General features: G+C 72.3%; 10 protein-coding genes. 4 read left to right on the forward strand and 6 right to left on the reverse strand.

Annotated features, from left to right (window positions below; translation table 11 throughout):
- Positions 1 to 287 precede the first annotated feature (287 nt).
- Positions 288 to 491, reverse strand: a complete 204-nt coding sequence (locus ACWCSV_RS05810; RefSeq protein WP_451138843.1) for an acyl-CoA carboxylase subunit epsilon — start codon at positions 489 to 491, stop codon at positions 288 to 290.
- Positions 492 to 568: 77 nt separating this feature from the next.
- Positions 569 to 2,152, reverse strand: coding sequence for an acyl-CoA carboxylase subunit beta (locus ACWCSV_RS05815; protein WP_451138845.1), 1,584 nt, complete (start codon positions 2,150 to 2,152; stop codon positions 569 to 571).
- Between the two features lie 619 nt (positions 2,153 to 2,771).
- Here ACWCSV_RS05815 and ACWCSV_RS05820 point away from each other — a divergent pair.
- Positions 2,772 to 3,998: a glycoside hydrolase family 64 protein gene (locus ACWCSV_RS05820; protein WP_451138847.1), complete on the forward strand. Its 1,227-nt coding sequence runs from the start codon at positions 2,772 to 2,774 to the stop codon at positions 3,996 to 3,998.
- Positions 3,999 to 4,167: 169 nt separating this feature from the next.
- Here ACWCSV_RS05820 and ACWCSV_RS05825 read toward each other — a convergent pair whose 3' ends face one another.
- Entirely contained in the window at positions 4,168 to 4,689 is a 522-nt protein-coding gene (locus tag ACWCSV_RS05825) for a hypothetical protein (protein ID WP_451138849.1), read from the reverse strand.
- Between the two features lie 323 nt (positions 4,690 to 5,012).
- Between ACWCSV_RS05825 and ACWCSV_RS05830 the strand changes: the two genes are divergently transcribed.
- Positions 5,013 to 5,624, forward strand: a complete 612-nt coding sequence (locus ACWCSV_RS05830; RefSeq protein WP_451138851.1) for a YceI family protein — start codon at positions 5,013 to 5,015, stop codon at positions 5,622 to 5,624.
- Between the two features lie 115 nt (positions 5,625 to 5,739).
- Here the strand turns inward: ACWCSV_RS05830 and ACWCSV_RS05835 are convergent, their stop codons facing one another.
- Complete coding sequence (locus ACWCSV_RS05835; protein WP_451138853.1) at positions 5,740 to 7,368, reverse strand: FAD-dependent oxidoreductase; 1,629 nt, start codon at positions 7,366 to 7,368, stop codon at positions 5,740 to 5,742.
- Positions 7,369 to 8,109: 741 nt separating this feature from the next.
- Between ACWCSV_RS05835 and ACWCSV_RS05840 the strand changes: the two genes are divergently transcribed.
- Positions 8,110 to 12,300, forward strand: a complete 4,191-nt coding sequence (locus tag ACWCSV_RS05840; protein ID WP_451138855.1) for a carboxypeptidase regulatory-like domain-containing protein — start codon at positions 8,110 to 8,112, stop codon at positions 12,298 to 12,300.
- Positions 12,301 to 12,375: 75 nt separating this feature from the next.
- On the opposite strand, the gene ACWCSV_RS05845 is transcribed toward ACWCSV_RS05840, so the two are convergent.
- Positions 12,376 to 13,140 (reverse strand): metallophosphoesterase, encoded by a 765-nt coding sequence (locus tag ACWCSV_RS05845; RefSeq protein ID WP_451138857.1) that lies wholly within the window; start codon positions 13,138 to 13,140, stop codon positions 12,376 to 12,378.
- Positions 13,141 to 13,438: 298 nt separating this feature from the next.
- Between ACWCSV_RS05845 and ACWCSV_RS05850 the strand changes: the two genes are divergently transcribed.
- A complete protein-coding gene (locus ACWCSV_RS05850) occupies positions 13,439 to 14,053 on the forward strand; it encodes a CGNR zinc finger domain-containing protein (protein WP_451138859.1) in 615 nt (204 codons plus the stop codon).
- A gap of 13 nt (positions 14,054 to 14,066) precedes the next feature.
- Here ACWCSV_RS05850 and ACWCSV_RS05855 read toward each other — a convergent pair whose 3' ends face one another.
- Entirely contained in the window at positions 14,067 to 15,467 is a 1,401-nt protein-coding gene (locus tag ACWCSV_RS05855) for a hypothetical protein (protein ID WP_451138861.1), read from the reverse strand.
- Positions 15,468 to 15,578: the final 111 nt, after the last annotated feature.

Genomic DNA, 15,578 nt, shown 5'->3' on the forward strand with positions numbered 1-15,578 from the left:
GCACGGAGAGAAGCCCCGCCCCCGGTTGTCCACCGGAAGGCGGGGCTTCTCTCCGTGTGTGGCCCCGTGCGGCTCCGCACCGCCCCCCGCGCGGCTCCTCACGGGGAGGCCGAGCGCACTCTCCGGTGGAGGCCGTGGCGGCTGTTTCCGGCCATGCAATGGCCCCGGCCGGAGAATTCCGGGCCGGGGCCTCGTGCGGCCCCCGGAACGGCCCTCCAGGGCCTTCCGGGGTGGTGCGAGCGGGAATGTCCGCCTGTTCCGGGCTGGGGAAAGCCCGGGAGGGGGTGTCAGCCCTGCCAGCTGTGCGGAGCGCGGAAGCCGGGGGTGCGCTCCAGGCGACGCCATCCGGCCGTGTCGCGGCCCTGGCGGACGGGGGCGGGCCGGGGGGCCGCCGCGCGGGCGAGCAGGACGGCGGTGATGGCCGCGAGCTCCTCGGGGGCGGCGTGGCCCTTCTCGACGCGCAGCACGGACTCGGCAGTGGTGACGCTCATGGGGTGTCTCCGTCTTCTCGGCAGGATTCGGCAGAAGCTCGTGCGCCGGTGCGCGGGTACCGCGCGGGCGCCGTCGACTACTGCGGGGGGTTGCCGTGCTTGCGGGACGGCAGGTCGGCGTGCTTGTTGCGGAGCATCGCGAGCGAGGCGATCAGCACCTCGCGGGTCTCGGCCGGGTCGATCACGTCGTCGACCAGTCCGCGCTCCGCCGCGTAGTACGGGTGCATCAGCTCGGCCTTGTACTCCTTGACCATGCGGGTCCGCATGGCCTCGGGGTCCTCGGCCTCGGCGATCTGGCGGCGGAAGATGACGTTGGCGGCACCTTCGGCTCCCATGACCGCGATCTCGTTGGTCGGCCAGGCGTAGGTCAGGTCGGCGCCGATGGACTGGCTGTCCATGACGATGTACGCGCCGCCGTAGGCCTTGCGCAGGATCAGCGAGATCCTCGGCACGGTGGCGTTGCAGTAGGCGTAGAGCAGCTTGGCGCCGTGCCGGATGATCCCACCGTGCTCCTGGTCCACGCCCGGGAGGAAGCCGGGTACGTCCAGAAGAGTGATGATGGGAATGTTGAAGGCGTCACACATCTGGACGAATCGCGCGGCCTTCTCGGACGCCTCGATGTCCAGGACACCGGCCAGGGACTGCGGCTGGTTGGCGACGATGCCGACGACCTGCCCGTCCATCCGGGCGAGGGCGCAGACGATGTTGCGGGCCCAGCGCTCGTGGACCTCCAGGAAGTCGCCGTCGTCGACGAGCTCCTCGATGACCTTGTGCATGTCGTACGGGCGGTTGCCGTCGGCCGGCACCAGGTCCAGCAGGACGTCGCCGCGGCGGTCCGCCGGGTCGTCGCTCGGCACCGTCGGCGGGTTCTCCCGGTTGTTCGAGGGGAGCATCCCGATGAGGTAGCGGACCTCGGCGATGCAGGTCTCCTCGTCGTCGTACGCGAAGTGCGCGACGCCCGAGGTCTCGGCGTGCACGTCCGCGCCGCCGAGGCCGTTCTGGGTGATCTCCTCACCGGTGACCGCCTTGACGACGTCCGGGCCGGTGATGAACATCTGCGAGGTCTCGCGGACCATGAAGACGAAGTCGGTGAGGGCGGGGCTGTAGGCCGCACCGCCGGCGCACGGGCCGAGCATCACGCTGATCTGCGGGATGACACCGGACGCCCGGGTGTTGCGCTGGAAGATGCCGCCGTATCCGGCGAGCGCGCTGACGCCCTCCTGGATACGGGCGCCGGCGCCGTCGTTCAGCGAGACCAGCGGCGCACCGGCCGAGATGGCCATGTCCATGATCTTGTGGATCTTGGTGGCGTGGGCTTCGCCCAGAGCGCCGCCGAAGATGCGGAAGTCGTGTGCGTAGACGAAGACCGTCCGGCCGTCGACCGTGCCCCAGCCGGTGATGACACCGTCGGTGTACGGCTTCTTGGACTCCAGGCCGAAGCCGGTGGCCCGGTGGCGCCTGAGCTGCTCGACCTCCTTGAACGAACCGGCGTCCAGCAGGAGCTCGATGCGCTCGCGGGCGGTCAGCTTGCCCTTGGCGTGCTGCGCCTCGGTCGCCCGGTCGCTCGGGCCGCGCCGCGCCTGCTCACGCAGGGCCAGCAGTTCGGCCACCCGGCCACGCGTGTCGCTCGGCTCACCCGGGATTTCGTCCACAACGGTCATGTACCGACCCTACGAATCCGGCAGCGGAAATACCGCCGTCGAATCCGTACAGTCTCCTGACCGGTTTCCTGGCGAGGACCGACAGAACCCGCGCACCATGCGTGCGATCCACCATCTGAGACCCACTCCGCGTTATGGGGTTCCCACAAAGAGGCGGAGAGGCGGCCCGGGAGGGGCCGGGTGGGCGCACAGGGGACCGAGCCTAGTGGAACACCCCTTGCGGGAGACAACGGCGACAGCGGTCGCGGCCCCCTCCGGGCCGGCCCCCTCCGGGCCGGCCCCCTCCGGGCCGGCCCCCTCCAGGCCGGCCGCCGGCCTGGCACCTTCCCGGCACCCCCTCCCCGGCCGGCCACTGGCGCGGACCGGGCGGCCCGCCCTCCCCTTCACCTCTTGACCGGTACGGCGCGAACGAGGCGGCCCCGCGCCCCTGAGCGCTTCAACGCGCGGGCCGTGAAGACGAGTTGTGAAGAATTCCAGTTTCTGAGAGCGCTCTCAGTCGCACCTATTGACGCCTGTGACGGGCGTGGCGAGAGTGGTCCGCACCACAGCGCGGCCCCCACAGCCGCCCCGCACGGCCCGGCCGTGCTCCCCCCATGTCATCCATTTTCCGGAGCTCCTCGTGATCTCTCGCCGTAACTTCCTCACCGGCGCGGCCGCCTCCGCCGCGGCGCTCAGCTACCCGGTCTGGGGGAGCGCTCTCTCCCCGCGCGCCTCGGCTGCCGCCGCGACGTGCGAGCTGGCCCTGGTGAACCGCTCGCTGCCGGGCACGGTGCGCGCGTACGTCACCGGCCACGAGCAGGGCACCGACCGCTGGGTACTGCTCCGGGCGGACGGCAGCCTCTACCGGCCGGACTCCCCCTCCGCCGCGCAGACCCCGTTGCCGGTCGACTGCTCGATCCCGCTGAACGCGGCGGGCGGCGACCCGGTGGTGCTGACGCTCCCCCAGATGTACGGCGCCCGGGTGTACTTCGTACGCGACGACACGCTGGACTTCTACCTGAACCCGGGCCCTGCGCTGGTGGAGCCGGCCTTCGCGACCTCGACGGACCCGAACTACGGGCGGACCTGGTCCTTCTGCGAGTTCACCTTCAACCCGCAGCAGCTCTACGCCAACATCAGCTACGTCGACCTCGTCACGGCGCTCCCCATCGGGCTCACCCTGGAGGGCGACACCACCCACACCGTCGCCCCGCTGCCGGACGGCGCGGTGCAGCGGATCGCGGACGGGCTGATCGCGCAGGCCGCGGCGGACGGGCAGCCCTGGGACCAGTTGGTCACCCGGGGGCCGGACGGCCAGGTGCTGCGGGTCGTCTCCCCGCAGAACCTCATGGCGCCGTACTTCGACCGCCCGGACCAGATGCCCTTCCGGGACCTGTTCACGGCGCAGATCGACCAGGTCTGGGAGAAGTACCGCTCGACCGATCTCCGGATCGACCTGCAGGGCGGCCGGGGTGTGCTGACCGGCCGGGTCAGCGGGGACGACCTGGTCTTCGACGGCGGCCACACCTTCACCAAGCCGGTGTCCAAGGACGTCTTCACCTGCAACCACGGGCCCTTCACCAACAACCCCGCCGACTCGGACGACAAGAAGGCCCTGCTGGCGCGGCTCGCGGCCGGGTTCAACCGCTCGATCATGCTCAGCCACCCGGACCAGCCGAACGGGACGACCACCGCGGACTACTACCAGGAGGCGGTGACCAACCACTGGTCCCGCATCGTGCACGCCAACAGCCCGATCGGGTACGCCTTCCCCTACGACGACGTGCGCCCCGACGGCCAGCCCGACGTCTCGGGCGCCGCCAACGACGGCAACCCCCGGCGCTTCACGGTGAGCGTCGGCTCCTGAGCGGACACCCGGCCGGTCCACGGACCCCCACGGCGCGTGTGCCCCTCTCCCGACGGCGGGAGAGGGGCACACGTGTGCGGGGTGCTCTCCGGGTGTCCGGCGCGGGCCGTCGCCGCCGCGCGGGGTGCCGGATACCCGGATACCCGGATACCGGAAGGAGGGCGCCGGGTCAGCAGCCGCCGCAGTTGTAGTACGTCGTGTCCCAGTGGTTGCCCTCGTTGACGTAGATGTTGCCGGAGGCCGCCTGGTACTGGGCGTATCCGTCACCGCGGAGCCCGATGTAGGTGAAGGTGCCGGTGACGTAGTTGTTCAGGCAGGTGTTCTTGGCGAAGTCGAGCTTGTAGCCGTTCCAGTGCGAGTAGGTGCCGCTCGCGTGGCCCGTCTCCGTACCGCCGGTGATGTTGATGGCGCAGCCGGTGGCGCTCTTGAGGGTCTGGGCGCCCTGGGCGGTGGCCAGGTTGAGCTGGTCGAAGGAGGTACAGGTCGAGTTGTTGCGGTCGGAGCAGCCGCCCGAGGAGGACCAGGTGATCCCGGAGGAGCTGAACCGGGCGGTGGCCTGGGCGTGGGTGAGCTTGGTGGCGGCGTGGGCGTCGGTGGCGCCGCCGAGCACGCCGACTCCCGGCGCGAAGAGGACGCCCAGCACGAGGGCGAGGGCGGTGAGGGCGGAGCGGAGCCTGGGGTGGGTCGACATGTGGGGGGTCTCCTCCTGTTCATGACAACTTCTGACGAGCCGCCGCGCGACGGTCGGGGGCGCGGAGAGCGTCGCGAGATGCGGCATGGCGATACTGCCCGAGTTCTACGCGCGTCCGCCAGACCGCGTCCGTGGGGATGCGGTGAATCCCGGGGGCCGCCGGAGGTGCGCCCCGCCGGGTGTCGCGCCCTTGGAGGGCGCCCCGTGACGACTTCCCCGCCTGATGTTGAACTTTGAACTAAACAGGTCTACAGTCAATGTCGTTGAAGGTTGAACAAACCGAGGCCTTCGACTTCGAGGAAGACGTCTCCCGAGGAGGAGCCATGGCTCTGTTCAACCGCAAGTCCGCCGCCACGACCGCTGTCGCCGAGAAGCCGGCCGTGGACCCCGCGCTCGCCGCCCTGACCGGCACCTACACGATCGACCCGGCCCACAGCAGCATCGGCTTCACGGTGCGCCACGCCATGGTGACGAACGTGCGCGGCTCCTTCGGTGAGCACGAGGGCACCCTGGTGCTGAACGGCACCGACCCGCACCACTCCACCGCGTCGATCGACGTCAGGATCGCCAGCATCGACACCGGCATCGCCGACCGCGACGGCCACCTGCGCAGCGGCGACTTCTTCGACGCCGAGACGTTCCCGCTGATGACGTTCCGCTCCACCTCCGCCGAGCAGCTCGGTGGCGACACCTACCGGATCACCGGCGACCTCACCATCAAGGACGTCACCCGCCCGCTCTCCATCGACCTGGAGTTCAACGGCTCGGCCACCGACGTCTACGGCAACCAGCGCGTGGGCTTCGAGGGCAACGCCGACATCCTCCGCTCCGACTGGGGCCTGACCTGGAACGCCGCACTGGAGACCGGCGGCGTGATGGTCAGCGACAAGGTCAAGCTGACCTTCGACATCTCCGCGATCAAGGCCGCCGCCTGATCCCCGCCCCACCCGAGCGCGCCCGCCCCACCCTCCCCCACCGGGGAGGACCGGGGCGGGCGCTCGTGCGTGTGCGGGCGCCACGGCACGCCGCACCCGGTCCGCTCCGCCCGGGTCACCCCGTGCGGCGCACCTTCAGCGCGTTGTCCGTACGGGTGGTGGGGTTGCCGTCCGGGTCGTTCTGCACCCGCTCGTGCTCGCCGCTGAGCAGCACCTCCCACTCCCCCGGTGCCGGCTCCAGCTGGGCCAGCACCTCGTCGGGGGTCGGGAACCGCACGGCGGGGTCCGGATTCTTCTCCCAGTGCGGGAAGCCCACGTGGCCGACGACCAGCAGGATCCCGCCGGGCGCGACGGCGACGGCCGCCCGCCGCAGGATGCGCTCCCTCGGCAGGTCCCCCATGGAGTGCAGGAACTGCGCGGAGACCAGGTCGTACTCCCCTTCCGGGAAGGACACCCCCAGGTCGTGCCACTGCCAGTCGATGCGGTCGGCGACTCCGGCGTCCACCGCATGGACGGCCGCCCGTCCGAGCGCCACCCGCGAGAGGTCGGTCGCGGTGACCTGCCAGCCCCGGCCGGCCAGCCAGACGGCGTCGGCGCCCTCGCCGCAGCCGAGGTCCAGGGCGCGTCCCGGCTCCAGGTCCGACACCTCGCGGACCAGCACGGTATTGGGGTTCCCGCTCCAGATCCGGTCGCTCCGGCGGTAGCGCTCGTCCCACAGCTCGGCGTCGGTGCGCGGGGTGGCGGAATCGGTGCCGGTCATGGGGTCTCCCTGGGTGTCCGTGGATGTGCGGCGGGACTCCACCGCGAGGCGGGTGTCCTCGGCGACGAGGTCCGCGTTGAGTGCGGCTGCCGCCTTCAGCCCGGCCGCGGCGGCTCCGACGACCTGCTCCATCAGGTTGGTGATGTTGCCCGCCGCCCACACTCCCGGTACCTCGGTGGCCCCGGCCGGATCGGCGGCGATGTACGTACCGAGGACCCGGCCGCCCATCTCCATCGGAGTGGGGACGAGCCCCAGGCTCTCCAGTACACCGGAGCGAGCGGTGAAGCGCGGCTGGACGACAAGCGCCTCGCGCGGGATCACCGTGCCCGAGGCCAGCCGGACGCCGGTGAGCCGGCCGTCCCGCTCCTCGATCCCCGCCACCTCGCCGTCCACGACGGTGATGCCCCGTGCGGCGAGCTGCTCGTACTCGTCGTCGCCGAAGTCGTTCTCCAGGTGCCGGAACAACGTCACGTCGTCCGTCCACTGCCGCCACAGCAGTGCCTGGTGCACGGCCATCGGCCCCGTGGCCAGGATTCCGACCGGGCGGGTCCTCACCTCCCAGCCGTGGCAGTACGGGCAGTGCAGGACGCCGGTTCCCCAGTGCTCGGCGAGGCCGGGGACGGGAGGCAGCTCGTCGACCAGGCCGGTGGTGACGAGAAGCCTGCGTGCCTCGGCCTCCGTCCCGTCCGCGTACTCCACCCGGAATCCACCGTCCGGCAGCCTCCGGGCCGCCGCCACCTCGCCCTCGACGATCTCCGCTCCGTACGCGGCCGCCTCGGCCCTGCCGTCCGCCAGCAGCTCCAGCGGCGGGACGCCCTCGCGGCCCAGGTAGTTGTGGGCGTGGGCCGCAGGCGCGTTGCGCGGGTCACCCGCGTCGACCACCAGCACCGAACGCCTGGCCCGGGACAGCGCCAGGGCTCCGCTCAGCCCGGCGGCGCCACCGCCGATCACCACGACGTCGTACCTCTGGGACCTGTCACTCATGTCGGTACACCTCCATGGCGAGCGATGGTGCACTCGTGCGGGCTCGGCGACAAGCGCGCTTGCCGAAGCGGCAAATCCCGTGCGCGAGGGGACCGTCCGGACGGACGGGACGGACCGTCCGGACGGGCCGCTCACACCCCGGCCGCCGGTAACCCGGACGGACCGCTCACACCCCCCGGCCGCCGGTAACCCGGACGGACCGCTCACGCACCGGCCGACGTACCGGATACCGGTCGGCACGCCCGTCCGAAACGGCCCACGGGGCAAGGACGGCCACCGGAGAAAGGGCCGGGGAGCCTCCCGCCGATTCCCTGTCGAATCGGAACCGATTTCCTCCGGGAATCCGCGGACCCACCCACTCGACCACACATATTCACCATGCACGGATCATTACCGAAAATCGATCGACCGACGCCCCCGCCCCGAGAAAGCGCACTGGTCACGGACGACCGGCACGTTCCGGGAAGACGTCCGACCCCCACCGCCTGGCCGAATCAAAGCGTTCACTGTTCCGAAGTCCCGCCTGTCCGGCGGTGACCGGCCCGCGCCTGACGGGCGCGGGACCTTCCCCCGGTTCGCCCACACATGAACCAGTTCATGGCCGCAGACAAGAACTCACAGATTTAACAAAGGCGCCGTTGACATGAACCTTGCAACTCACGGCTAATGGGTGACCGGCGAAAACAATTCGCCGTCGACCCGAAAAGCGTGTGGTCGACCCGTGCATCACATGGGAGACACGTGACTTTCTCCGGAACATCCAGACCGGCTGCCGAACGGACCGCCGAACGGAGGAGACGCACCTGGACCGGGCTGACCGCCCTGGTCGGCGCCTCGGCCCTCGTCGTCATGGGGCTCACCGCGCCGGTGGCGAACGCGGCGGAACCCGCGGCCGCCGGCACGGACACCAAACCGTCCGTCGAGGCCTCCTGCGCCGAGCCCGGGGCAGGTGAGGTCCGCTGCTTCGCGCTGCGGCGCACCGACGTGGAGTCCGGGAAGGGCGTCCAGCCCGACGCCGCCACCCCGTCCGGCTGGGGTGCCACCGCCCTCCAGGACGCCTACGACCTGCCGGCCGGCGGCGGGGCGGGCCAGACGATCGCCGTCGTCGACGCCTACGACGACCCGACCGCCGAGGAGGACCTCGCGGTCTACCGGGCGCAGTACGGGCTGCCCGCCTGCACCACGGAGAACGGCTGCTTCAAGAAGACCGACCAGCGGGGCGGCACCGACTACCCGGCGGCGAACAGCGGCTGGGCCGGGGAGATCTCCCTCGACCTGGACATGGTCTCGGCGGCCGCGCCGAACGCGAAGATCGTTCTGGTGGAGGCCGACTCCGCCTCCTTCGAGGACATGGGCACCTCGGTCGACCAGGCGGTCGCGCAGGGCGCCAAGTTCGTCTCCAACTCGTACGGCACGAGCTACACCAGTGCTCCGGGCAGCGGTGAGGACCCGGCGGAGACCACCGAGTTCGACGCCCACTACAACCACCCGGGTGTCGCCGTGGTCGCTTCCTCGGGTGACGACGCCTACGGTGTCGCCTACCCCGCGGCCTCGCAGTTCGTGACCTCCGTGGGCGGCACCGCGCTGGCGCGGGATTCCTCCACCACGCGCGGCTGGTCCGAGTCGGTCTGGTTCAACAGCCACGGCGGCCCGGGTTCGGGCTGCTCGGTCTACGAGGCCAAGCCCGCCTGGCAGGAGGGCCTCGCCACCGGCTGCGACCAGCGAGCGGTCGCCGACGTGGCGGCGGTCGCCGACCCGCTGACCGGCGTCTCGGTGTACCAGACCTACGGCGGGGACGGCTGGTCCGTCTACGGCGGCACCAGCGCCTCCTCGCCGATCATCGCCGGTGTGTACGCCGCGGCCGGCACCCCGCCCACCGGTTCCTACCCGGCGGCCTACCCCTACGCGGCCGGCGGCAGCGGGCTGAACGACGTCGTCGACGGCGACAACGGCTCCTGCGCCCCGGCCGGCCTCTGCACCGCGGGCACGGGCTGGGACGGTCCGACCGGCCTCGGTACGCCCAACGGCGTGCAGGCCTTCCGCAGCGGTCCGCACGGCGGGCTGACCGGCACCGTCACCAGCGCCGACACCGGTGAACCGGTCGCGGGCGCGGAGATCACCGCGGGCGGCTCCCGGGCCGAGTCCGGGGCGGACGGCACCTATGCGCTGACCCTGACGCCGGGCAGCTACGACCTGGAGGTCGCCGCCTACGGCTACACCACCGCCACCTTCGCGGGCGTCGAGATCACCGATGGCTCCTCGGTGACCAAGAGCTTCGCGCTAGCCCCGGTGCGGAGCCGGACGGTCTCCGGCAAGGTCACCGACGGTTCCGGACACGGCTGGCCGCTCTACGCGGCGATCGCCGTCGACGGAGTACCGGGCGCGCCCGTCGAGACCGACCCCGCCACCGGCGCCTGGTCGGTCGACCTCCCGGCCGGCAGGAAGTACGCCCTGAAGGTCACCAGCAACTATCCGGGCTACCAGAGCGTCACCAAGATCGTCACCGTGGGCGACTCGGCGGTCTCCGCCAACGTGAGCCTGCCGGTGGACGCCTGGGCCGGTACCGCGGCCGGGTACACGGCGACGGACGAGGGCAGCACCGAACCGTTCGACTCGACCGCCTCGGCCCCCGAGGGCTGGACCGTCACCAACGCCGCGGGCACCACCGGCGGCTGGCAGTTCGACGACCCGGGCAAGCGGACCAACAGCACCGGCGGCAAGGGCGCCTTCGCCATCGTCGACAGCGACAAGGCGGGCAGCGGCAAGGTCCAGGACTCCGTGCTGACCAGCCCGTCGTACGACTTCACCGGCACGGACCTGCCCGAACTCGCCTACCGGACCAGCTACAAGACGTACTCCGGCCAGACCGCCAAGGTCGAGGTGAGCGCGGACGGCGGCACCACCTGGTCCGCGGTCTCCTCGCACACCACCGCGGTCACCGGTTCCAAGGTCACCGTCGCGCTGACCGACTACGCGGGCGAGCCCGACGTGCGGGTGCGGTTCCACTTCGCCGGCAAGTTCGGCTGGTGGTGGCAGGTCGACGACGTGTTCGTCGGCTCCCGCGGCGTGGCGGCCGTCCCCGGCGGCCTGGTCGTCGGGCAGGTCGCCGACGCCAACACCGGTGACGGCGTCGTCGGGGCCGCGCTCGACGGCACCGGCGCCGGCGCCGTGAGCACGGCCTCGGCGGCCACGCCGGACGACGCGGCGCTCGGCGACGGCTTCTACTGGGCGTTCGCACCGGTCGGCAAGCAGACCCTGACCGCCGCGAAGTCCCGGTACACCTCCGCCGCCAAGGCGGTGACCTTCGCCGCGGACTCGGTGGTGTCGAAGGACTTCTCCCTCAAGGCCGGGCGCCTCAAGGTCACCCCCGCCGCGGTGACCGCCCCGGTCGCCTGGGGCGGATCGGCGACGAAGACCGTCACGGTCAAGAACACCGGTGGCGCCCCCGCCACTGTCGAACTCTCCGAGAAGAGCGGGGAGTTCACCCCGGCCGCCGCGGGTGCGCCGCTGATCACCAAGAAGGGGGACTACTCGCCGCTGTCCGCGAAGAGCCGGGCGGGCCGGGCCGGTGACGCCGCGGCCGCTCCGGCCGCTCCGGCCGCGGCGGGCGACGCTTGGCAGACCGTCGCCGATCTGCCCGGCGCCATCGAGGACAACGCCGTCGCCGCCGACGGCGGCAAGCTCTACTCGGCGTTCGGCTACGACGGTGTCGACGACACCCGGTCGCTGTACGCGTACGAGTCGGAGACCGGCTGGACGAAGCTGGCCGACGCGGCCGATACCCGGGAGGCTCCGGCCCACGGCTTCATCGACGGGAAGCTGTACGCCGTCGGCGGCTGGGCGGCCGACGGGAGCACGGACGCCAAGCTGGAGATCTACGATCCCGCCTCCAACACCTGGACGACGGGCGCCCCCTCCCCCGATCCACTGGCGGGCTCGGGCTCCGCGGTCCTGGACGGCAAGCTGTACTCGGTCGGCGGCTGCACCGACGTCTGCGGCTCCGGCTCGGTGACGGTCTACGACCCGTCGGACGACTCCTGGACCACCGCCGCGAACTACCCCGAGGACGTCGCCTGGGAGGCCTGCGGCGCCATCGGCGGACTGTTGTACTGCGCCGGCGGCACCAACGACTCCGGTGAGCTGAAGTCCGCGTACGCCTACGACCCGGCGGCCGACGCCTGGTCGGCCCTGCCGGACCTCCCGCAGCCCCTGTGGGCCTCCTCCTCCACCGCGGCCAACGGCCTGTTGCTGGCCTCGTCCGGCGTCAGCGACGGTGAGCTCACCAACGCGGGTTACGCCTACGACCCGGCCGCCGGGTCCTGGTCGGCCCTGCCCAACGCCGGTGTCGCGGCCTACCGGGGCGGCGGCGCCCCGGGCTTCTTCAAGGTCGGCGGTGCCGACGGCCCCTCCAGCCCGTCCACCGCGGTCGAACTGCTCCCCGGCTACGACCAGACCGGCGGCTCGGACGTCAGCTGGCTTTCGCTGGGCACCTCGGAGTTCACCCTCGCTCCGGGAGCCAGTGCCTCGGTCGCGGTGTCGGTGAAGGCCTCGGTCGAGGAGATCACCCAGCCCGGTGACTTCACGGCCAAGATCGGCATCTCGGCCGACACCCCGTACGCCGTGGCGTCCGTCCCGGTCACCATGACGGTGGCCGCGCCCAGCACCTGGGGCAAGATCACCGGAACGGTGCTCGGCAAGTCGTCCACCGGCGCCACGGCACCCCTCAAGGGGGCGACCGTCCAGGTCGACTCGTGGGCGTCCTCGTACACCCTGATCACGGACGAGGACGGCCACTACGCACTCTGGCTGGACGCCCGGAACAACCCGCTCACCGTGATCGTGGCCAAGGACGGGTACGCCCCGACCGCGACCACCGTCAAGGTCGTCAAGAAGGGCACGGTGACCACGGACTTCACCCTGAAGAAGGCGTAGTCCGCGCGGAGAACCACGGCCCCCGTTGCCTCCTGCCGCAGGAGGGAACGGGGGCCGACGCGTACGCGAAGGTCCTCACTCCGCGCCGCGCCGGGCCGGGAGCACGACGCGGTAGTGGGTGGTCAGGCGCCGGTCGTCGTCCAGGACGTGGAAGGCGAGGCCGGGCGGCTGCTCGCGGTCGGCCGCCTCGTCGCCCTCCCAGGGCATGCGCAGGGTCCAGGTGACGGCGGGCCCGACGATCAGCGGGAGCCCGGCGAAGGTCGAGGCCGCCGCGGTGTGGGCGTGGCCGGTGAGGACGGCGGCCACCCGCGGATGGCGGGCGAGCAGGTCGGCCAGCCGTCCGGGCTCCTGGAGCATGCAGGCGTCGGGCAGCGGGTGGTGGAGCGCGACCGGCGGCTGGTGGAAGGCGATCAGCGCCGGGGTGTCCCCGGGCAGCGCGGTGAGCGTCGTGTCGATCCAGGCGAGGGTCTCGGCGTCGAGGCGCCCCTCGTCGTGCCCCGGGATGGTGGAGTCGCACATCAGGACGGCGGTTCCGGTGATGTGGTGCACCGCGTTGACGGGGCCCTGGCCGGGCTCGGCCTTGAGCAGGGCCTTGCGGTAGGCGGTCCGTACGTCGTGGTTCCCCGGACAGGTGAGGACGGGGAAGGGGGCGGCCAGGATCCGGGCCGCCTCCTCGTACTCGCTCTCCGTGCCGTGGTCGGCGATGTCGCCGGTGACCAGGAGGGCGTCGACCGGCCGGGGCAGGGCGCGCAGGTACTCCATGACACGGGTGGCACGCTCGGTCGCCCTCCCGCTGCCGTCCAGGTGCAGGTCGCTGATGTGCGCGAGCAGGGTCGTCATACGTCGGTCTCCTCCATCGGCGGGCACGGCCCGCCGGTCCGTAGCGGTCCGTAGCGGTTCATGGCGTTCCGCAGCGGCTCATATCGGTCCGCACCGGGGCGGGGCAGGACCGTGCGGCTCCACCGCTCCGACTCTCCGCACCCCGTGGTCTAACGGAAGTTCTCGTTTTACCGTTAGGGACGTTAGCGTGGGCGCATGGTGTGATCAAGGGGTTGTGGGCTGGTCGGCGCCTGGGACGCCGGCACGGGCGAACGGCCCGGGGCAACCCGCGGAGCAGGCGGAGGAGAGGGGATCAGCTGTGGAGCGCTGGCTCGCACTGGAACTGGCGAGCACCGTCCGCCACGACGGCGACGGCGGTGTCGCGGACGACCTGGCCACGGTCGGGGGAACGGCCCGCTGGATCCACGGACAGGGCGAGCTGCTCGCCGGCCTGGTACCGGCGGGAGGGATCGAGGCGGACGAGGAGCTCAGGCTCGCGGTGACCGGCCTGCGGCGCGCGGTCCGCGCGCTCTTCGCCCGGGTGGTCAGTCCCGCTCCGCCCAGCCCGGCGGACGCCCACCGGCTGATGCCCGTCGAGGAGGCGCTGGCCCATCTCAACGCGGTGGCCGCACGGGAGCCGGTCGCCCCTCAGCTGGACTGGCCGGCCGGCGGGGAACCCGCGAGCCGGCTCCTTTCGGACCAGCGCGACCCGCACCTGCGCCTGGTCGCGGCCCTGGCCCGCGCCGCCGTCGACTTCCTCAGCGGCCCGCACCGCGAGCAGCTGCGCGCCTGCTCCGCGCCCCGGTGCGTGCGTTACTTCGTCAAGAGCCACGGGCGGCAGGAGTGGTGCAAGCCCTCCTGCGGGAACCGGGCCCGGGCGGCCCGCCACTACGAGCGGCGGCGTACGGCCCAGGAAGGTTCCACGCCCTCGTGAGGTCCCGGCGGGTTCAGAACCCGCCGCCTCCGTCGAAGCCGCCACCGCTGCCGAAGCCGCCGCCGTCCCCGAAGCCGCCCCCGTCGCCGAAGCCGGAGGAGTCGAAGTCGGATCCGGAGACGTCACCGCCGGACCAGTCGCCGCCGGAGCCGAAGTCCCCGCCGCCGTACTCGGCCGCGTACGCCGGGGTGGAGAGCATCGAGCCGAGCATCGTGCCGACCAGCAGGCCCGGGAGCAGCCCGCCGCCGAAGTAGCCGCCGGCCCAGGGGCCGTAGGCGGGTCCGGCCTCCCAGTACGGGCGCCGGGCGCCGTCGCCCACGTCCACGGTGCGGCTCATCGGGTCCTCGCCGTCCTCCAGGCGGGCCCGGTCGGCGGCGCAGACGGGGACCTCGCGGGAGGCGGCGCCGGCCGGGCGCCAGCGCACGTCGGCGACGGAGGGGCCGTGGCGGGGGTCGAAGAAGCACGGGGGCCGGCGGTCGGGCAGGGGGGTCCCGGCGCGGCGGGCCGCCAGCACGGCGAGGGAGTAGCGGCCGTCCTCCAGCGCCTGGGTGACGGGCCGGACGTCGGCGGGACGCTCGGCTTTCCCCATGCGGGATTTGGCGCTCTCGTACGAGTCGAGCGCGTGCTCGTAGTCGGTGCGCATCGCCTCGTCCGCGCCGGGCTCGCCGGGGTGGAAGTCGAGCCGTTCGAGGGTTTCGCCGTAGGCGGTGATGTCCTCGTCGACGACGACCCTGAGCTTGTCGAGCGCGGCGCGCTCCTCGGCGCGTTCCCGGCGGCGGTTGCGGCGCATGATCGCGTAGGCGCCCGCGCCGCCCGCGGCGGCGACTCCGGCGAGGACGAGCAGCCCGGTGCCGGCGGAGCCGGGGCCGGAGGAGCCGTTCCCGTCGGACCAGGATGCCGGGGCGGTGCCGTTGGCCTGTTCGAGTGCGCCGTCCACGAAGGCGTCGAGCTGGGCGTCGGTGGCGGTGTCGGCGGCCGGGGCCTTCACCGACGCGGTGAGGTTGTCGACCGCGCGGACCGGCATGACCTGCGGGTCCGCGCCCGCGTCGAATCCGTCGCCGAGGCGGACGGCGTACACCCCGGTGATGCCGGTGTCGTTGCGCAGGGTGGCGAGCAGGCCGTCCGCGGGGAAGGCGGAGGTGTCCGGGAGGACGGCGACGAACACCGGCTTGTCGGCCTTGGTGATCCGGTCCTCCAGGGCCTTCTCCTGCCCGGTGGAGAGCTGGTCGCGGGCGCCCGGGTCCACGTAGACGGGGTCCTCGCGCAGCGCCTGGGCCGCGTCCTCGATCGTCGCGGCCGGGGCGTGTCCCGGGGAGGCCGAGGCGGCGGAGACCGTCGAGGACGCGGTCCAGAGCAGGGCCGAGAGGACCAGCAGCAAACCGGCCAGAAATGCGAACATCTGCCTTTTTCGCATACTTCACGCTACTCCGGACGACCCGGGCCGCGCGTTCTCCCGGGTGCGCGCGGACGTCCCGGCGCACGGGCCGCAGGCGTGGCGGACGCCCCGACGCACGGGTGTGCCCGG

This window comes from Streptomyces sp. NPDC001770 (genome assembly GCF_053596135.1).